The sequence below is a fragment of the Acetobacter sp. DsW_059 genome, assembly GCF_002153695.1.
GTDB classification, from domain to species: domain Bacteria; phylum Pseudomonadota; class Alphaproteobacteria; order Acetobacterales; family Acetobacteraceae; genus Acetobacter; species Acetobacter thailandicus.
The window spans coordinates 22948-42970 of the sequence record NZ_JOPI01000032.1; the positions used below are offsets into that span (position 1 = coordinate 22948).

The following is a 20023-nucleotide window of genomic DNA, read 5'->3' on the forward strand; positions in this document are numbered from 1 at the left end:
AGAACAAAAAAACTAGAAAATAAACTACTTAATCAATACTTTATTAAGAAATTATATATCTTTATGTTTCTCAACTTCAACTGCCTGCATGGTCTGAAAATTAAAACAGACAGCCGTAATATAACCGGCAGAAGCCGCACCAATGCACATAACAACTGACAATATGACTGTCAGTAAGGCACGGCCAACCGCCCCCGTGCGCAGAAACTCAAATGTTTGCCAGCTGAATGTGGAAAAGGTCGTATAACCGCCACATATACCCGTCATCACCAGCAGGCGCATATTATCAGACATAGGGTAGCGCCCGTCTGCCATAGTCAGTGTCGCAAAAAAGGCAATAACAAACGAACCAACGGTATTAACAGCAAAAATAGTGCCCCAGGGCATTATGCGGCTGTAAGGTGCTGTCAGAACACTGACAACATGACGCAGAAGCGACCCGAGTGCTCCACCAAACATGACAAGAAGACAGGTATAAAAAGATAATGACACACCACTCTCCGTCCAGGTGAATAGTCCTGACAGAACATTACTGCTTTGTACTGAAACGAAAGGGAGGGCAGCGCACTCAGCCACCCGGCAGCCTCATGCCACCACCCTGCTCTTTTAATGAGCAGGAGCCCCTCAGATTATGAGGGGAATGTAAAATGCCTCCCACATCGTTGCAAGATAGTTAACTATTATAAAATTCGTCATTAGTATACAAAAAATTAACTAAAAAAGAAAAATAGTTTCAAAAAGTTATACATCTGACGCCCGGCCCATGCTCCGGTCGACAGCAAGACCCGCCGAAGCCTGACAAACGGGCATCATCTCAATCTGGTTAATATTCACATGTGCCGGCAAACCCAGAACCCAGGAGATCGTCTCTGCAATATCCTCAGGCAAAAGCGGCTCTGTGCCGTCATACACAGCTGCAGCCTTTGATTTATCACCAAGGCGCACTTCGCTGAACTCACTGCCGCCACACAGCCCGGGGGCGATATTGGTCACTCTGACACGCACACCCAGCAGGTCACTGCGCAGATTGCGCATAAACTGCGACACAAATGCTTTACTGGCCCCGTAAACATTAGCACCAGGGTAAGGATAAATGCCTGCTGTGCTGCCAAGAGCAATAATGTGCCCCCTGTTGCGCGCAACCATGCCGGGCAGAAGCACACGGGTCATAGCGGTCAGCCCCGTGACATTCGTGGCGATCATCCGCTCCCAGTCGAGGGCAGTTGCCTTCCAGGCTTTTTCAAGCCCCAGGGCCAGACCCGCATTATTCACCAGCACATCGACCTCCTGCCAGCCGACAGGCAGAGAGGCAGGCAGTTTCTCAACCGCTTCAGCATCTGTCACATCAAGCACAAAAGGCAAAAGTGCCGGCCCGGCCTCCTGCGCCAGAGCATCAAGACGGTCTTTACGGCGGCCTGTGGCAATTACACGGTAGCCGTCTTTAACCAGTCGCAGTGCAATAGCATGACCAAAACCTGCTGTTGCACCTGTTACCAGAACAGTAGCCCGGGAAGATGTCATAAAAAGATCCTCACACAAATCATGGAGATGCCCGGAAACGAAGCACCCTTAAACGCCAGTAAATGACAGTATGAGTCTGTCATTCATGCTGCCCGCAGGCAACACAAACAACCGTGCCTTAATGGCTGAGCAGGTAAAATAACCCCGCTGACAGAACGATAGTGACCGGCAGGGTCGCAACCCAGGCCAGCATAATACGGCGCATGGTGCCCCATTGCAGGCCAGAGCCAGCCCCCAGCATACTGCCTGCGATACCGGCCGTCACAATATGCGTGGTACTGACAGGCAGACCGGTATAGCCCGCTGTAAGAATAAGACCCGCCCCGACCAGCTCTGAAGAGGCCCCCTGGGCAGGGGTCAGATGCGTGCGGCCTATTTTCTCCCCCAGGGTGCTGACAATACGCTTATAGCCCACCATGGTACCGAGGCTGAGACAAAGAGCGCTCAGCAGCCTGACCCACCAGGGGGCGAACTCAACAACCGGGCGCAGTTTCATACGCAAATGAGCAGCCTGATGGCGCACCTGAGACGGCACAGCTTTATCAAGGGAGATTTTTTTAAGCGCTGCCACAATCTGAAACACATCAGAACGCACAGTCACGAGCGGCGGCAGCGGGCCGTTAAGAATTGGTTTATCGAGCAGGGAGTTCTCTGTCTGCAGGTGCTGTGCTGCTATCATCGCATCAGAGCGCAGCACATCATGGTCATACATATCCAGCACAGAACGGATCTCGTGTGCTTCACTCACAGTCACCGGCAGCGTATGCTGATGCTGCGGGTTGAGCGCGTATAACGCCGGCCAGAGCCCGGCAACTGTCAGCATAATCAGGCCAATACTTTTCTGACCGTCATTACTGCCGTGCGAAAAACTGACCCCGGTGCACGAGCCGATCAGCAGCCAGCGCACCCAGCCGCGCGGGGGCTGGTGCCCCTGAGGCGGCTCAAAAAGGGCTTTGTCTTTCACAAACATCTTCAGCACGCAGTAAAAGAGCCCCGCCCCGACCAGACCAAGAATCGGCGAGACTGCCAGAGCCTCAAGCACCTTTAAAACCTGAGGCCAGTCGATACCCTCACGATAATGACGGCCGTGAACAAGGGCATCACCCACGGCGACCCCAATGATAGAGCCGATGATGCAGTGAGAGCTGGAGTTAGGAATGCCGGCACGCCATGTCAGCAGGTTCCAGGACAGGGCTGCCCCGAAGAGAGAAAACAGCATAGGCACTGCCGGCGCACCATTTGGCGGGGTCAGCACATCAGGCGGCAAAAGCTCAACCAGAGCGTAAGCCACGCTCAGACCACCAGCCAGAACACCGGCAAAATTCATCACTCCCGAGAGCACAACAGCCTGAACAGGCTTCAGGGAGCGGGTGTAGATCACGGTTGCCACAGCATTTGCTGTGTCATGGAACCCGTTTACAAACTCAAATACGCAGACAAGAACGCTGCATATAATAAGTATAACAAGGGACAGAGGAGTGTCAGGCATAAAATGCAGCATGAGATAAAGAAGCTGACCTTTTGTTTCGCTACCTGTCGCATACAGGAAGACGCGCCAGCTTTTAATCCGTTATTTTGTAAATTTTCTCACTCAGGGCATTTTATGTTCAGATTTATGACACAAACTGAACGCTAAGCAGCGGTACTACAAAGATTTGCATGCCATAGCTCTGCCATTATATAAAATTCATTTACTGGCCATTAAGTTAATTATTAACTGTAATGTCATGATTTTTTAGTACAAAAAACACTAATCCTCCGCCCCTGAAGCCAGCCCTGCCTTATTGCTCAGCACCAGGCGCTCATAGGGGGTCAGCATATCATCCAGGGTGTAGTCATCGAGCACGGCCATAAATGCATCCATCGCTTTTGCCAGCCCTGAACGTAAAACACACCCTCCTGATAAAATACACTCTGTAACAATTTCTTCCTGCTCTGCCTCAGGCGGGGCCATGCAGGCCAGCAAAACCATCTCCTCCTCCGTGTAGCGCACAACATCACCGATCCGAATCTTATCGGCAGGTCTGGCCAGCTCAAGCCCGCCGTGACGACCACGAAACGTGCTGAGAAACCCGCCTTTGCCAAGATGATGGATCACCTTCACGAGGTGGTTTTCCGAAATCTTATAGACTCGGGCGATCTCGTGAATGGACACACGGCGATCAGTGTGAACCCCGAGATAGAGAAGAGTACGCAAAGCGTAGTCGGTATGAAGAGTAAGGCGCATAAACTAAACATTAACAAATTGACATCTTGTTTACCAGATGCTATTTAAAGATGTATAAAGTTTACATCTTTAAAGGAGAGAGTCCGTGACCGCATTACTCGACGACCAGACCCGCGCTATCGTTACTGCCTGCATTCCCGCGCTGGAAGCACACGGTCTCGATATCACCCGCGAAATGTATTCACGCCTGCTGGCTGACCCGGCCATTGCCGAACTGTTTAACCGCTCACACCAGAAAAGCGGCGAGCAGCCCACTGCCCTGGCCATGGCCGTGCTGGCCTATGCCCGTCATATTAATGACCTGGGCACACTGACCGGCATGATCGAACGCATTGCTGAAAAACATGTAGGGCTGAACATTCTGCCCGAGCACTACCCGCATGTCGGTCAGGCCCTGCTGGGGGCTATTGCCCATGTACTGGGTGACGCCGCCACACCTGAAATCATGCAGGCCTGGGGCAATGCCTATCAGTTTCTCGCCGACGTGCTGATGAACCGCGAAAGCCAGCTTTATAAAGAAAAAGAAGAGGCCCCCGGTGGCTGGCGCGGCTGGCGTGCTTTCACCATTCGTCAGCGCGTGGCAGAAAGTGGCGATGTCACCTCCTTCCGGCTTGAGCCCACAGACGGCAAACCCGTTGTGCTGCATAAACCCGGGCAGTATCTTACCTTCAACATCACCGTGCCGGGCGCAGGCTCACAGCGACGTAATTACAGCATTTCATCAGCCCCCGACTCCAGGGGCTACCGCATCAGTGTTAAACGTGCAGCGGGCGGGCTGGTGTCAGGCTGGCTGCATGACCACGCAAAAGAAGGCACCGAACTGCTCGTGTCAGCACCTGCTGGCACCTTCACCCTGCCAGAAGAAACCGCAAACCACCCGGTTGTGCTGCTGAGTGCCGGCGTGGGGCTGACCCCCTTTATTGCAATGGCCGAGGCCGCACATAAGGCCGGACGGAAAGCACCGCTGCATTATGTGCACGGCACCCACACCCCGCAGAGCGAAGCCTTTGGGCCGCGCGTGCGTGAGCTGGCAAAAGACGGGACAGTGCAGGCTGATATTTTCTATACCCGCAAAAACGACACCGCCGCAGCCGGGCAAAATGTGCAGACACATGAGGGGCATATTTCTGCCGCATGGCTGAAAGCCCATACACCGGCTGATGCCCTGTATTATCTGTGTGGGCCTGACGCCTTTATGCAGTCAGTCATTGCCGGGCTGAAAGCCGAAGGCGTGCCGGAAAGCCGCATCAAGCATGAAGTGTTTGGCTCAGCCACCACCCCGGAGGATGCCCTGCACGCCGCATAATTTCTGCCCTGCCCCGCACCATCACAGTGCGGGGCAGAGTGTAAACAGACTCACAATATGGGATAGTCGGTATATCCCTTTTCATCACCACCAAAGAAGGTCATACGGTCAGCATCATTCAGCGGGGCATCAGCCTTCAGCCGGGCCAGAAAATCAGGGTTAGCCAGAATCATCTGACCATAGGCCTCAAGGTCAGCCAGACCACTGGCCACGTCATGCCCGATCTCCTCACGGGGGCGGCCCGGGTGGTTAATAATCAGTTTACCCGACCAGATGCGGCGTATATCGGCCAGCAGTGCGTCATTTCCCTGATGCATAATGTGCACATAAGACAGGCCGAGCTTATTCAGCTCTGTCATCAGGTAGCGGTAAAGTTCGGGGTAGTCTGCCCCCTCGTCAATGCCCCACAGGGTTGTGCCGGGTGAGAAACGAATGGCTGTGCGCTCAGCACCAATTTCTTCAGCAATAGCCTGTGCAACTTCAAGGGCAAAACGTGCGCGGTTTTCGATCGAACCGCCATACTCATCCGTGCGGGTGTTTGCGCCAGGTGCGAAAAACTGCTGAATAAGATACGCATTGGCACCATGAATTTCGACACCATCTGCACCGGCTTCAGCTGCGCATTTTGCAGCATGACGGAAGTCCTGCACTGTCTGACGGACCTCCGCCGTGCTCAGCGCACGCGGGGGCGGAATATCCTGCATGCCTTTTGCCGTAAACATACCTGTACCCGGTGCAATGGCAGAGGGCGCCACGGCCTGACGATGATGAGGGGTGTTATCAGGGTGTGACATACGCCCGGCATGCATAAGCTGAATATAGATATGCCCGTTTGCGGCATGAACGGCTGAGGTCACTTTCTGCCAGCCGTCAATATGTGCCTGAGTGTAGATGCCGGGGGTCATCATATAACCCTGCCCGTCAGCCGAAGGTTGTGTGCCCTCGGCCACAATCAGCCCGACACTGGCACGCTGTGCATAATACTCCGCGGCCAGGGGGCCAGGCGTGCCATCATACTGCGCGCGGCTGCGGGTCATAGGTGCCATAACAAAGTGGTTTGGCAGAGTCATTTTGCCAAGGGTAACAGGCTGCCAGATATCCGTCATACTCATCAGCTCCTTAAAGGGCATGACACATGATGTGCGAGCATGCCCGAGAGAAAGGCCCGCTATGATGACGGTTTTATTCCGTCCCATAACAGGGTGATCACGTCAGCAACATGACTTTTGTCTGTTGCCCTGTCAGAGCCGCCTTCTCCGCACACGCGGTTTGAAAAAGCACGGTTATGCAGCACACCGAGCAATGTTGAGGCCAGTACCTGTGCATCACAGTAAGCCAGTTTTTCCTGCTGCTGTGCACGGCCGATCCACTCAGTCAGCGCACGAAAAGCCCGTGCGGGTGCTGAGGTCTCGGGGTTATCACCCGTGCACAGCGCATCAGTATCAATGCCACTGGCCTGAAGAACTGAAAAACCCGCATTAAGGTTTTCAAAAAATACGGCTATTGTGCAGGCAATTTCAACAAGCTGCTCCTTAACAGGCCGGCTATCCGGCCCGGCTTCGAGTGTGCCGATCCAGTGAATATCTTTCGGCGCCCCCAGCGCTGCCAGCATAAGCCCCTGCTTTGAACCAAAACGGTTAAAGAGCGTTGTATGGCTGACACCGATCTCGCGTGCGATGTCCGCTGCTGCGATACCGCCTCCGCGCTCGAGAAAGCAGCGGCGAGCCACAGCAAGGATGTATTCGTCTGAGATTTCTTTCGGGCGTCCGATTTTCATTCCTGTTTCCGACATGACGATTCACCCCCCGTTTATAACTTTCTTTCCAGAAAGAAAGCAAGAGGTCTCCTGATATGAAACGCCATCATACTCTGTCAGCGCGGAATGTGGAGGCGTTATCTCACCCCGCCCCTGCACATGTCAGTCAGGCGAGCGCTCAGTAACAAAGCGCAGCCCCAGCGCCATAAAAGCCAGACCAGCGCAACGGTCGATCCATTTCTGAAAACTCATGAAAATACGAGAAACACTTTCAAGGCTGAGAAGTGTTGCAACCAGCGCAAACCATGCCACAGCAATAACAAACATGGCAGCCACACATGTCAGCCCCAGCTGAACCGAAGCATGCTGTGGCAGTGCCGCAGCAAAAAGACCCGACACAAAAACCGGGGCTTTCGGGTTTGCAAGGTTTGTCAGTAACCCGGCCCTGAACGCACGTGTTGTGCCAGAAACCAGCTCTGTGTGCCCGCTCTGCGCTGTTTTCTTTTGCCAGCTGCTCATGAAAAGTCTGAAACCGGTGAAGAAAAGATAAAGCCCACCCACAATTTTAAGCAGCATGTAAAGCCAGGGCGCAGCAATAAACAGTGTTCTGACACCAAAAAACCCTGCCAGCCCCCATATGCCCACCCCCACAGCCACGCCAAAGGTTGCCCTGAGAGCCGCAGCTTTACCGCGCATCACAGCCAGCCGTGTCACAAGCAGAAAATCAAGCCCGGGCACAATCATCGCCACCAGCCAGAAGGCTGATACCGTAGCAACAACTGAAAGTTCACTGATCAGATTCATAGGGGCTTTATTCCTGCACAAATCAGGTTACAATATAAACAAATGCAATATCTGTCCGTCACCTTATAACACAAGAATTTATCGTATATAAGGGTTTACAAAGCCACTTTATTCGTAATTATATCCTCTTTTATTATTGAATTAATAAAAGAGGATATAATGGCATTTAAGGAAAAAATAAAAGAAAATATATTTACATCATCAGTATTATTAATAATATCAATACCATCAGTAGCTGTGATTATTCTTATGTTCTCCAGCCCCCACTTTATAGCCGGAGATCAGGGCCTTAACGCACCTTTTTTCTGGTCTTTAGCCGGCACATTTCTTAGCTATTGTGGTCTTATTTTTTCCTCTTACGCTGTTTATGAACTAAGAATAATTTCCAAAAGAGCATATTATAAAATACGCGCTCCCGAAATATGCAGAGAGTTAGACGATGTGATTAACAAAATGAACCTTATGCATCACCTCAAAATCTCTGAATGTGAAAGACCTCTTATAATCACAAAAATTCCTACAATTCTCATATCAATAAAGCGCTTCGACAATAAAGCACTCACAAAAAAAGCAGAGGATCTCAATACACTATTTAATACGATTAATGAACAGTTAAACAAAGCCAATAAATCGACTATAATGAAAAACCTGAACAATTACTGGGACTTTTTTGGGGGTATATCCACAATGCTGGACGAAATAAGAGAATATAATAAGCACCTTGGAGCATTATAATGCTGTACAGCACCAGAGACTGGCAAACCGCAATTTCAAAACTCATACAAATGACGGTTAACGGAGAGTTAAAATGGAGAAACAGTGATATTAATAACGCACGCCCTAATGCAGCAATAGAGAAATCCCTCCAGGCTGAGCAGAAAGGCAAAATATACGTCGTATCTCAGTCAAAATATAAATATTATTACGACGAAGATAATTTTTCATGGGAAATATCATATAATTTTTCAGTATATCAGAATAATTTATCCAATCTATCTCAGATTGCTCAGGCTCCATCTATGAATCTTATCGATTCTCTTTTTGATATTGCACAAAATAGCTATGCTTACTCTAATAATGCACTCAGTGATTTGTTATAAAACAACCAGGACGAAATACTTTCTGACGACCCTTACAACTCCCTCCCCCGTCGCAGGCCGGCATAAACTAACGCAGCGCCCACCAGCACAGAACACAGGCTCAGGCCTCCTCCCGTGGCTGACATCAGCACCGGCCGGGTGGCGAGTGCTGCGGCAAACGGGATATACAGCGTTATAAACCCGGCAACACTCAGCTGAAGTCTCAGCGCAAATGAGGGTGGCATAATAAAGCCTGAAATCATAAAAACTGCAAATATACTATAATATATTGCAGAAACCGTGACATAGCCTCCCCCATACGACAAAAAGGGAGCCGCACAGAACACAGCCGAAATACCCGCAATGCACCCCAGGGGGCAGCCCGTTGTCAGTGCCTGCAAAAACCATGTGCCGCGTGCTTCCTGCATCAGGCCAGTGCTGCGTTCGCGGCGGCGGCGCGAGGCTATCCACAACCGGTTGCCGGTATAAAATAAAAAAGCCCCGCCCAGACCAAGCACAACATACCCCCAGCGCACCAGCGTGCCACCAAAGCTGCCGAAATGCAGCGCAAAGAACGTGGTAAGCACAGCAAAACCTGTGGACTGATGGCCCGGCAGATAATCGGCTGAGACGATATGCCCGGTTATGGGGTTAAGGGTTGCAAACCCTGCTGTCGGGCCACGCAGGCTATAGCGGTCATCATGACCTGCCACACGCAACGCGACCTGGCCATGCATCAGAGTGTAGGTCAGTGTTTCAGGCACAAAACCAGGAGCCTGCTTTTGCACCGCATCACGCACAGCGACGGGCGGCAGCAGAACCTGCTGCATATGAGGCTGACCGTGCCCCCGCCCCTGCGTGTGCACAATGGCGGCCCCTCTTTTTGAAAGCAGAAAATGTTCCATGGTAAAAATCTGATCATGAAACGCAAACGCCACTGACGTCAGTGCCATGACAATATGAAACGGCAGCGAAAACACACCCAGAAGATTGTGAAAATCAAGCCATTTTTTACGTGCTCCGCCATCGGCACGCACCGCAAACAGCATACGGGTCAACCCGGGCAGAAAGGCAATAACACCCGAAATCAGCGCAACAGAGTACAACAAAGCCACCAGCCCCATCACCAGCCTGGCGGGTTCATGCGGCAAAGGCAGACCCACCTGCTGGTGCAGCTCGTCAACAAAACGCGCAGCCTCAGAAAGTGGCAGCTGCCCGCTCACCAGTTCACCCTGTTCATCCAGTGCCGCAACCGTAACCGGCACCCGGGCATGAGGCCGCCCCAAGGGTGACCAGCGCACACGCCCCTGCCGGGCAGCGGCCTCGTCATTCAGCACGATGGTATAATTCTCGCGGGCTTCAGGGTGGGCTTCAAATACCCTGTTCAGCAGGTCAGGCGTTTGCTCAAGAGAGGGGGGAGCAGGCAAAGTAACGGGCGGAGAAAGCCAGTTTTGCAGGCTTTCCTCAAACATGCTTATCGCCCCGGCATAAAAAGCCACGAACAAAAACAAAGCACTGATAATACCAACCCAGCTATGTACATCGCGGTACGTGCTGACAATGTCCTGACGTATCTTCATAACACTGCCGCCCGTGCCAGAACATACACGCCCCACACAAGGATATTAGCGCCCGTCAGCACCAGCCAGGCCTGCCGCCCTGAACGAAACAAAAAACAACTGCCAAGCAGAGCAACCCAGACCAGCACGGCCAGCCACATTAAAAACTGTGCCGACATGCTGCGGGGCATGCTGTCACTGCCAGACAGACAACCCACAACACCTGTAAGCCCCATGGTCAGCACCGCACCGGCCAGGCTTGCAGCAGAAACTTTAGGCAGCCAGCCACGGCTGCTGAGTGTCGTCGTCATTATGGTGTCCTGCGGCTGAAAATCAGAGCAATAAACAGCGGTGTAAAAGACCACGCTGCCATAAGAAATGTAACCAGCATAAAAACTGCTGTTGCCGGGCTGCGGCACTGTAGCAGCAGCAGCAGTGTCGCCCCCTCAAGGGCGGCACCAGCCCATCGTGCCGCATGGCCTGGCAACGGGCGGCACAGCAAACGCTGCTGTGACGAGGCCAGATAAACGAGCACACTGCCGGCAAAGGCCAGCAGGCTTGCCATGATTAAAAAAAGCATGCTCTCACCAGCGATATTCAAGACGGGCTGTCAGGCTGCGGCCCTGCCCGTAATAACATGCCGCAACGGCGGTGCAGGTCGCGACAAAGCGTTTGTTCGCAATGTTGCGCATATTGAGCGAAAAGGTCAGCCCCTGATAGCGCGGGTGTGCTTCACCAAAATCATAACGCAGGAACATATCAAACAGCGTATAACCCGGGATAGAAAGCTTATTCGCTGTATCACCATAGCTGTGGCCGGTGTAGCGCACCCCTCCGCCCAGGCCTGTTCCTTTAAGCAGGCCGTGGCGCACGCGCTGGTCAACAAATAACGAGGCCATCCATTTTGGCCCCTGAGGCATATAATTACCAATCTCGCTTGCTGTGTTCGACTTCCTTATCCGTGCATCACTGCGGGTGCCGGTGAAAATAACCGCCATATCCCACGGCAGGTTTGCCCGCCCTTCAAGCTCAAGGCCGCGCACCCGGGCCTTGCCTGTTTGCACAAGACATGTGCTGGTGCCACACATGACCCCGGCAGCGTTGGGAGTGGTCGTATTTTTCTGCGTGATCTGATAACCGCCAAAAGTAATATAAATACTTTTGCCATACTGGTAGCGCAGCCCGGCCTCATACTGGTCGCCGGTTGTGGGTTTAAACGGCTCGCCGGTCAGAGAGGTGGACGGGTCAGACACCTGCGGCTGGAAAGACTGCGCATAACTGAAATACGGCACCAGACCATTATCAAACAGATACACACCCCCGGCACGCCAGGTAAAAGCAGATGAATTTGTTATATAGCGGGTCTGCTTCAGCACATTCAGGGTGTTATCACGTGCCCAGTCCTGGCGGCCGCCAACGGTCACACGCAGGCGACCTGCTTTAAGCTGGTCCTGAAAGTAAATACCGTTCTGCTGGCTGACTGTTGACGTATAAACCTGCGGGGACAGCGCCCCGGCAAACCCTGATGAACCACGCGAAGACGGGTCAAAAATATTGAGCACAGGCAGCACCAGCGAGGACTGCACGAGGTCACGCGAGTGGTTCCAGTTTGTATAAAAATAATCAGTGCCGGCCAGCAGTAAATGACGCACCGGACCGGTGGTCATGTGCCCTTCGAGCTGAAGGTCGGTTGTAACACCCTGCGAACGGCCCCGCCCCTCTACCGCACGGCGGGCAATGGTCTCACCCGGTATACAGCCTGCTATTGTTGCCGGGCATTTTGACAGGGTATCACCCGACAGCACCGTCGCCCGGTAGAGCGTATCAATATAAGTATAACGCGTGTTGTTACGCAGGGTGAAAAAACGATTGAAATGATGCTCAAGAAACGAGCCAACAAGTGCCTGGTTACGGTCAAATGTGTTCCAGTGTGGCTCACCCAGGTTCGCATTATTTTTAATATGCCGCCCCTTTGACGCATAAAGCGTGCCGGTTGCAGGCAGAAACTGATAGGTCGAGCCCCCCTGGTCACGCTGATATTGCGCGAGAACTGTCCAGCTCGACTTTGGTGCATATCGCCAGGTCATACTGGGTGAGAAATAATACCGCCCCAGCTGCACCCCGTTAACCTGCGTATCACCATATTTGGCCATAGCCACCGCCCGCCCGAGCAGTGAACCACTTTTATTAAGACGGCCGGACAGGTCGCCCGAGACCTGGCCCTGCCAGTTTGAAAGGTCAGTAAAACCTGTACCCTGCAAAAAGAACTCACCCTCGCTTTTAGCGGTGGGGCGTTTGGTCACCAGGTTTACCACCCCGCCTGGCGCAGTCTGCCCGTAGAGTGCGCCTGACGGGCCTTTAAGCACCTCGATCTGCTGCAGGGCAAAGGGATCAAAAGAGGTGCGGGTCCACTGCCCGCCTGAGGGCAGACGCAACCCGTCAACAAAGTTATTATTGGAAGAAAAACCCCCGGCCCCAAAGCCACGCACCGAAACCTCATCAACACGGCTGTCGATACCAGAGGGCTCGGCCTGCACCCCTGCTGTGTAAGAGAGGGCATCAGCAATAGTGGGAGAAGCACGCAGTTCAATTTCCTCACGGTTCACGATAGAAATTGTCTGAGGCGATTCAATAATAGGAGTGCGGGTTTTGGTAGCAGATGAAGCGCGTGACAGGCCTGTGGCCGTCACTACCAGCTCTTCTTTTTTGCCAATAACGACAGGCTGTTTCGGAGGTGTTGCACCACTGCTGCCCCCGGCATGTGACCGGGCATAGTGTGAGCGTGAAGACGCTGTTTCGGGTGTGTCCGCCAGAGCATCTGCCATATCCCCGCCAAAAAGTGCTACGACAGGGAGCAGACCAGCGACCGCATGTGAAAACGACATTCTGTGCTCGCCATATTTATTCAGATAGATTGGGATGCCGGCTCTAACTGAGAATGATAATGATTGTCAATTGCAATTTATAAAAAGACCTCAGGCCCGAAAAAATCAGACACATGGCTTTCAGGCTCTGATCAGGGCTGAAGCAGAATAACCTTTACGCCTTACATAAAATAAATGTGCTCAGAGCAGCCCTGCACCAGGAGAGGGGAACAAAGCACGAATTATGACAAAACAGGCCGCCAGCCGCGCCTGAAAACAGGTTATGCACAAAGTTATCCAGAGGTCTTTCCCCGTTTTCTGTGGATAAAATGACAGAACTCACAGGGGCGTTACTTATAAAAAATGGCTGTTTTCTGCCGAAAATATCTTTTTCTTTATGTCAATCCTTAAAAGCACTTGACTACAGAGCCTTTAAGGCGGTGTGGATTCTGTCGAATCATCCACATCTGCCCCTGCCTGCACGGCCTCTGCTGCATTCGCACCAGTAAAAGCCGGTCTGTACCAGAAAAACCTCCTGGCTTTTATGGTATTCACCCGTCAGTAAATGACTTCTTTTTCAGGTCAGCGGCAGAAAGGATAATACCGCACGGGCTTTATTCTGTCTTTGTGGTGTTATCTCGCCTCTTGGCGCCACAGCCGCAGGCCGGTAACAGCCAGTCCGACAAAAACAGCATAAAGCACAGCAGTAGGGTAAAGACCCCGCACAGCAAACAATCCGGTGTAAAACAGATCAACCACAATCCATACCCACCAGCAGGCTATATGCTGGCGGGCCATCCACACCTGCCCCAGAATACTGTAGGCACTCAGCATCGCATCAGAAAACGGGGCAGCATCATCCGTCAGGCGCGATAGCGCATAGCCGGCGCCCGCTCCGCATGCTGTGCTCAGCACCACACCAAACCAGAGACTGCGTGCCTCAATCGGCCTGACCTGCACCAAGCCATCATGATGCTCTGCGCTTTGCCACCGCCACCAGCCATAACAGGCAAGAGCAGCAAACACCGCCTGCAACGCCATATCGGCATATAAACGCGCCTCGTGAAACACGATGCCATAAAGCAGGCAGGCAACCAGTGTCACTGGCCAGCACCACACCACGCGGCAACCGGTGAGCCACACACTCAGCGCACTGACAAAAACTGCCACCAGCTCAGTCGGGCTCATGCCCCGGTGCCCCGGCGGGAGCAAACATCGAGCATAGCCTGCCCCTCTGCACTGTTAAACCACTGAGCATGCCCCAGCAGATAATCATCATATGCCACAGAAGCAGAAGACGGATCATGCAGCAGGGTTTCAAAATAAGCGACTTCGGAGAGGGCAAATTCCACATGCACCAGAGGCAGAAAAGCCCTGAGCAGCGCCCGCGCTGTGTCATCAGGCGGGCTGATGGTGGCATAACCACGCAAAAAAGCAGCCATATCCTGCCAGGCAACATGCCGCTCCTGCGCAGGTGCAAGCCAGTCAACCATGCTGCGCTCAAGAGCTGTGGCCAGATCGAACATCGCACAGGTGCGCCCGGCCATACCAAAATCAAGCACGCAGGCTATATCGCCCTGCGGGGTCCATAACAGGTTAGAACCATGCCAGTCACCATGCCCGCCGCAGGGCACGATTTCTGGCAGCAAAGGCACAAGCCTGTCATGCCAGGGAGAGAGGACACGCTGCACATCTTCCTGCCAGGAGCGTGAGCGTAATGCCTGTGCAAGGCCGGGCTGTGCAGGCACCCATGCCTGTAATGCCGCCATAAGGTCAGCCTGGCCGATAACGGCCATGGAGGAAATAAGCACTCGTCCGGCTGCCCGGTCGGGTGCGGTATAAGACGCGGCTGCATGGTGCAGTCTGGCCAGTGCCTGACCTGCCGCATAAGCATGCTCAGGGCAGAGATAAGGCTGCCATGACATGACATCACGATACATATCTTCACCCGGAGCACGGGGGAAAACCTCATACGTCCAGTCATTATGGGCCAGCGCAGTGGTGCCCTCTGCCGTGACGCAGGGCAGACACACCGGCACGCCCTCACGTGCCAGATGCTGCATAAAAGCGTGCTCCTCTGACAGGGCCGCGACATTACGAAGGCTGCTGTGGTGACGTTTAATCAGGCAGGCCTCCCCTGCCCCTGTCACCAGTGCTGCAGCTGAAAACGGACGCATGCTGTGCCAGGCACACGTGCCGCCTGGTACCACACCGGGGTAATGTGCCAGTACAGCCCGGATTTCCTCCGCAGTCAGGCAGGGCCAGTCACGCCCGGTCTGCACACCAAGCACGCCAAACTGCCCTGGCTCTGCCGCACTCACCACGTTCAGAACCGGCCTGAAGCGGTAAACAGGGCCGCAAACCCGCCACCGATGTAATAAGTGGGGTCCTCGCCCGCAATGCTGCTGCCCCGCCGGCCTGTTGTCGTGCGGGCGTTAAGGGTGGGGCTGGCAAGGCCTGAGAGATAATGCTGATTAGTGATATTTATAAAATTCATGCGCAGTTCAGGGGCATTAAGAAAAAAGATCTTAGAAAAACGATACCCCAGCGCCATACTGGCCGTGACATAAGAGGGCATACGCTCATCGTTCATAAAAGTTGCGTATTGCCGCCCCATATATTTTGCACTGAACACACCAAACACATGCCCGTCATCATATGTCAGGCCCACAGCAGCCTGCACTTTTGGGCTGCGCACCGCTGTTTTGCCACGTGTGGGGAGCAGATCTCCGTTTGAGGCGATGTCGTTATCAATAGTGGCGTGCAGATATTCAGCCGAGACATAAGGGCTGAAATGATGCCAGGGGCGCAGCCCTGCCTCGATATCAACCCCGCGCGAGGTCTGCCCGCCGGCATTGATGGTTGAGGAAATAAAAGACCCATTAACCGGCACAACAGTTTCAACCTGCCGGTTGGTAAAATTGTAATTGAATAAAGTCAGGCTGCCTGTCACCCGGGTGCCGGTATACCGGTAACCCAGCTCCTCAGCGATAGAATATTCATTCTTCACGTTGTTTGTGCCACGGGTCAGCACATCGCCCGAGCCGGGGTCGTAAGCCGTGTAAAGGGCACTTTCAGCCGGGGTGCGAAAATTAGTCGTGGTGTTGAAAAATACCTGATGCTGAGGGGTGATCTGATATTTTATTGCCAGCCGGGGCAAGGGCACGGCGGTGTTCATACCCACGCGATAAGGCCCGCCGGGCAGGCTGTTCGTGCCGGTGCGGGCAAACATCACCTCTTTAAAACCGGCAGAGAACTGCAGCCGGTCATGCAGGAAAGAAAGCGTATCACCCACAAACAGGGCATTGACCTGTGTGATGGTATGGTTATGCGCACCATAAAGCAGGCTGCCATCAGCCAGTTTAACAGAGGCACGCCGGCTGCCGCCCCATATATCAGGGGCTGAGCCATCAGCCGCAACAGGCACGTAGGTCTGGCTCTGTGCATCGTCAGAATAGTCATACCAGTAACCGGCGACCAGCGTATTATGGCGGGTATGCCACTCAAGAGAGGCCGTAAAACCAGAACGATAGCTGCGCTGCGTGTAGTCACCACGCACAGTCGCGACCCCATCCGTTGCATCAGGCAGGTTCAGGCTGCCGGGCACCTGCTGGTTGCCCTGCCATGCGCCAGTAACAGGCAGGGTCGAGCCACCCGGAGCATTGCCATAAGCCCCCTGTGCATAGGGTGTGGTGTGTAATGTCAGCCCCGGTGCAAGCTGCACACTGACTGGTGCCCCCAGGTAAAGCGTGCGCTCGGGCTGACGGTATAAACGCCAGTAATCTGTGCCTGCGGCCTCGTTCGAGGCGTCATAATGCCGGGCCAGATTATTGCCACCATGAATGCCATCCTGGTGCCATTGTGAGAGTGTGGGCTGAGGGTAGTAACTGTCTGTCGCCTGGTTCCATGAGCCAAGCAGTGCAGCACGGTTAGCAGCCCCCCAGGTTTTAAGCAGTTTAAAGTCAACATGCTGGCGCTCATCACGCCCGGGACCACGCCAGTTATCTGTCTCCCCATGCGAGTAAGAGACAAAGCCTCTCACCCCGCTTTTTCCGATCTCACCCGTATCGGCACGAATAAATTCGCGGCTGGTATTATAGGAGCCATATGAAAAATCAGCCTGGCCACCCGCCTTCTGTGCCGGGTCGCGAAAGCGCAGCGTCATAAGCCCGCCTGCCGCGTTAAGCACAGGGCTTTCAAGCCCGGCTGCACCCTGTGCCAGAGTAATGGTTTTATAATTCTCGCTGTCAGCAAACTGACTGGGGTAGCCGGTGTAATAGGCAATATCGTTAAGCGGCATGCCCTCAAGCACATAGCCGATGGCATCTCCGTTCAGGCCACGCACGGAAATATTCGTCTGAGGGGAAAAGCCCAGCGGGTCAGAGGAGGCCACATTAGCCCCCGGCAGCAGAGCCACCAGGTCAAAAGCTGAGGCCGAAGGTGCCTGATGCGCAATATAACTCTGACTGACAACACTGGCAGCCTGTGGCGCACTTTGCGGGCGGATGAGGCCTCCACCGCCTTCTCCCGCGTCAGAGGAAAGGACCTCGACAACCTCAGACCCCGCTGCCGCCCTGACCGCAGACGGGACTGTTTTACGTGCGGGCAGATTATTCTCCGCCCGGGCCTCACCAGCCAGGGCAGAAAACACAGGCACCAGCACTGACGCCGTCAGTACCCCCATAACAGGCCAGGAATACCGGCCCTGCTTCATGAAAACGAAAATCTTTTAACCACTGCTTCCATCGTAAGCCCCTGCACAAGAATGGTAAACACAACCACACTATAGCAGACTCCGAGAAGAATATCATGCTCTGGCCCGGGGGGCAGACCAAGGGCCAGAGACACCGAAATACCACCACGCAAACCGCCCCATGTCAGCACAGTGAGCACACTCGCCCGCCCCTGCCCGCGCAGGTAAACCGGCAGAGTGGCGAGAAACACACTGGCAGCACGAACCAGCAGCGAAAGCGGCAGTGCAATAAGAGACGCCACAAGCAGCGATGTCGAAAATGTGACCTCAAGAATGGCAAAACCCATCAGCACAAACAGCAGAGCATTAAGGATTTCGTCTGCCAGCTCCCAGAAGATGTGCAGTGTTTTACGCCCGGTTTCTGTAATCTTACTCTGCGTGCGCGGGGCGGCAATGAACAGTCCGGCTGTTACGGCAGCAATCGGGCCTGACATACCCCATGCACCACACAGGCTGTAAACCCCGGTGCACAGCGCCAGCGTAATGAGCAGTTCGAGGTGGGCGTCATCAACGATACCAATCGCTTTCTGGGCAACCCAGCCACCGGCCAGACCTGTCAGAATACCACCGCCAACCTCGAGCAGAAAAATATGTCCAAGGTCAAACATTGTAGGCATGTGTGACTGCACTGCCATGTCGAGAGCGACGGTAAAAACAGCAACAGCAACACCGTCATTAAAGAGGCTTTCACCGGCAAACAGAGCCTGAAGCTGCGGGGGTAGTCCGAGCCTGCGCAGCATACCCACAACAGAGACCGGGTCAGTCGGTGCAAGAATAGCCCCCAGCACCACACACCAGACAGGCGCAACGACCAGACCGGCCAGAGCAAACGCAATGCCAATACCCAGGGCGAACAGTATAACTGCAAACACTGTGCCAAACAGAGCAAGCGCCAGCACCGAAAATTTACGCTCAGACATTGCCCGCAGGTCAACGGACTGCGCACCGGCAAACAGCAGGAACGACAGGGCGCCGTCAAGCAGCACACGCCCCATATCAATACGTTCAAGAGTTTCTTTCACCCATTGCAGCACCGGCCAGGGCACGAACTTATCTGCCAGGACGAGAGCAGCAGAAAAAATTATGGAAATAGAAAGTATGCCAATAGTAAAAGGCAGGCGTAATGTTTTGGAATTAACAATGCCAAAAATGGCAGAAATGGTAATAACCAGCGCAAACAGGCCGAGGGATGTCATGCTGTGCCTCTCTGATGGTCCAGAGGGTGTGACATAAAAAACCCGACACAGATCAGGCACGACACAACCAGCTGGATTGAAATTGTTTTTTTGAGAGCATGCCCCGGTTAATACAAGGGGAGCAAGAAGAACCCTGCCTTCAGAGAAAAAAGAATATAATACTGTCTCTTTCATGTCGCGCTTTGTTTGTTTAAAGAAATGACATGCATTTTATCATTATCTTATGTAAATATATAAAATACTTTTTATGCATAACAAATGAACTTTATACAATAAATATAGTTGTTTATATTTTTTATAATTCAAAATATCCATGAAAATTATATTTTACTCTGATTAATCATCCCAGCGCTATCGGGACGTAATGAGATACAAGTAAAACGACAGCAAAAAACACCGCTTAAAAAACGGTATATGCTGCTACGAATAATCAGCTCATCTGTTCCGTATAAAAACAAAAAAAGAACAGCACCCGCCTGTGTGAGTGCTGCTCAAATATTTTGTCGGTCTGATTATTCCGGCAGAGCCTGCAGCACCATCAGTTTCCATCCGCCTGAGGTATACACAACCGGGGCATCATCATCTGCATCCAGCACAACAAGGCCAATGGCAGGCTCTTTCCAGCTTCTGATCTGCTCGCGGCTCAGAGCAGGCAGATGCAGCCCTCCCTCGGGCGTGACAGTACCATGCAAAGTTTCATTACCCTGTGTGTCAAGCATACGCAGCGATGCCCCTGCTTTACTGTCTGTCAGACCTGATGACACGTTATACCCCGTCTGAATAACCGATGTCGGCTCCCACGAGAGTTGCTGCCCGCTGCCAAGACGCAGGGCCTCTGTCGTGTTCAGACCTGTCAGGTTTACACCAATCAGGGCCTGCCCGTTAAGGGTAACGGCACTGGCATCTGCGTTTGTCAGGGTTGTGATCATACCACTGTTCAGGTTACTGCCGGTTATGC

General features: G+C 53.1%; 19 protein-coding genes. 3 read left to right on the forward strand and 16 right to left on the reverse strand.

Annotated elements, in window-relative coordinates:
- Positions 1-51 precede the first annotated feature (51 nt).
- The 4 genes from HK25_RS07505 to HK25_RS07520 all read right to left on the reverse strand — a co-directional run bounded on the left by HK25_RS07505 (position 52) and on the right by HK25_RS07520 (position 3748).
- Entirely contained in the window at positions 52-459 is a 408-nt protein-coding gene (locus HK25_RS07505; RefSeq protein ID WP_086554809.1) for a CrcB family protein, read from the reverse strand.
- Between the two features lie 282 nt (positions 460-741).
- On the reverse strand, positions 742-1521 hold the full coding sequence (locus tag HK25_RS07510; RefSeq protein WP_086635834.1) for an SDR family NAD(P)-dependent oxidoreductase: 780 nt from the start codon (positions 1519-1521) through the stop codon (positions 742-744).
- Positions 1522-1639: 118 nt separating this feature from the next.
- Complete coding sequence (locus HK25_RS07515; RefSeq protein WP_086554782.1) at positions 1640-3022, reverse strand: inorganic phosphate transporter; 1383 nt, start codon at positions 3020-3022, stop codon at positions 1640-1642.
- 249 nt (positions 3023-3271) lie between these two features.
- Positions 3272-3748 carry an Rrf2 family transcriptional regulator gene (locus HK25_RS07520; RefSeq protein ID WP_086554781.1) on the reverse strand — a complete coding sequence of 159 codons (477 nt, stop codon included), beginning with the start codon at positions 3746-3748 and terminating at the stop codon, positions 3272-3274.
- A gap of 85 nt (positions 3749-3833) precedes the next feature.
- Here HK25_RS07520 and hmpA point away from each other — a divergent pair, with 85 nt between their 5' ends.
- Positions 3834-5054, forward strand: a complete 1221-nt coding sequence (gene hmpA, locus HK25_RS07525; protein WP_086635835.1) for an NO-inducible flavohemoprotein — start codon at positions 3834-3836, stop codon at positions 5052-5054.
- A gap of 50 nt (positions 5055-5104) precedes the next feature.
- On the opposite strand, the gene HK25_RS07530 is transcribed toward hmpA, so the two are convergent.
- The 3 genes from HK25_RS07530 to HK25_RS07540 form a co-directional block, all read right to left on the reverse strand.
- Positions 5105-6160 carry an alkene reductase gene (locus HK25_RS07530; protein WP_086635844.1) on the reverse strand — a complete coding sequence of 352 codons (1056 nt, stop codon included), beginning with the start codon at positions 6158-6160 and terminating at the stop codon, positions 5105-5107.
- A 62-nt stretch (positions 6161-6222) separates the two neighbouring features.
- Positions 6223-6846, reverse strand: a complete 624-nt coding sequence (locus HK25_RS07535; protein WP_233127742.1) for a TetR/AcrR family transcriptional regulator — start codon at positions 6844-6846, stop codon at positions 6223-6225.
- Between the two features lie 126 nt (positions 6847-6972).
- Positions 6973-7614, reverse strand: coding sequence for a LysE family transporter (locus tag HK25_RS07540; RefSeq protein WP_198945965.1), 642 nt, complete (start codon positions 7612-7614; stop codon positions 6973-6975).
- Positions 7615-7773: 159 nt separating this feature from the next.
- Here HK25_RS07540 and HK25_RS07545 point away from each other — a divergent pair, with 159 nt between their 5' ends.
- Positions 7774-8349 carry a hypothetical protein gene (locus HK25_RS07545; RefSeq protein WP_086635837.1) on the forward strand — a complete coding sequence of 192 codons (576 nt, stop codon included), beginning with the start codon at positions 7774-7776 and terminating at the stop codon, positions 8347-8349.
- On the forward strand, positions 8349-8714 hold the full coding sequence (locus tag HK25_RS07550) for a hypothetical protein (protein WP_086635838.1): 366 nt from the start codon (positions 8349-8351) through the stop codon (positions 8712-8714). The genes HK25_RS07545 and HK25_RS07550 overlap by 1 nt, the downstream gene beginning before the upstream one ends.
- Before the next feature lie 32 nt (positions 8715-8746).
- Here the strand turns inward: HK25_RS07550 and HK25_RS07555 are convergent, their stop codons facing one another.
- From HK25_RS07555 to HK25_RS12955, 9 genes are all read right to left on the reverse strand, one after another.
- The gene (locus HK25_RS07555; RefSeq protein WP_086635839.1) at positions 8747-10273 is read right to left on the reverse strand and encodes a PepSY domain-containing protein; all 1527 of its coding nucleotides are present in this window, start codon (positions 10271-10273) and stop codon (positions 8747-8749) included.
- Positions 10270-10563 carry a hypothetical protein gene (locus tag HK25_RS07560; protein ID WP_086554777.1) on the reverse strand — a complete coding sequence of 98 codons (294 nt, stop codon included), beginning with the start codon at positions 10561-10563 and terminating at the stop codon, positions 10270-10272. Before HK25_RS07560 ends, HK25_RS07555 begins: the two co-directional genes overlap by 4 nt.
- A complete protein-coding gene (locus HK25_RS07565; RefSeq protein ID WP_086635840.1) occupies positions 10563-10832 on the reverse strand; it encodes a hypothetical protein in 270 nt (89 codons plus the stop codon). The genes HK25_RS07560 and HK25_RS07565 overlap by 1 nt, the downstream gene beginning before the upstream one ends.
- 4 nt (positions 10833-10836) lie before the next feature.
- Positions 10837-13137 (reverse strand): TonB-dependent siderophore receptor, encoded by a 2301-nt coding sequence (locus HK25_RS07570; protein ID WP_143295978.1) that lies wholly within the window; start codon positions 13135-13137, stop codon positions 10837-10839.
- A gap of 612 nt (positions 13138-13749) precedes the next feature.
- On the reverse strand, positions 13750-14304 hold the full coding sequence (gene pnuC / locus HK25_RS07575; RefSeq protein ID WP_086635841.1) for a nicotinamide riboside transporter PnuC: 555 nt from the start codon (positions 14302-14304) through the stop codon (positions 13750-13752).
- Complete coding sequence (locus tag HK25_RS07580; RefSeq protein ID WP_233127743.1) at positions 14301-15437, reverse strand: phosphotransferase enzyme family protein; 1137 nt, start codon at positions 15435-15437, stop codon at positions 14301-14303. Before HK25_RS07580 ends, pnuC begins: the two co-directional genes overlap by 4 nt.
- Positions 15438-15442: 5 nt before the next feature.
- On the reverse strand, positions 15443-17830 hold the full coding sequence (locus HK25_RS07585) for a TonB-dependent receptor (RefSeq protein WP_233127744.1): 2388 nt from the start codon (positions 17828-17830) through the stop codon (positions 15443-15445).
- Positions 17827-19065, reverse strand: coding sequence for a sodium:proton antiporter (locus HK25_RS07590; protein WP_086554773.1), 1239 nt, complete (start codon positions 19063-19065; stop codon positions 17827-17829). The genes HK25_RS07585 and HK25_RS07590 overlap by 4 nt, the downstream gene beginning before the upstream one ends.
- Positions 19066-19577: 512 nt before the next feature.
- Positions 19578-20023 (reverse strand): hypothetical protein (locus tag HK25_RS12955; RefSeq protein WP_158092937.1); only part of this gene is annotated, 446 nt, incomplete at its 5' end.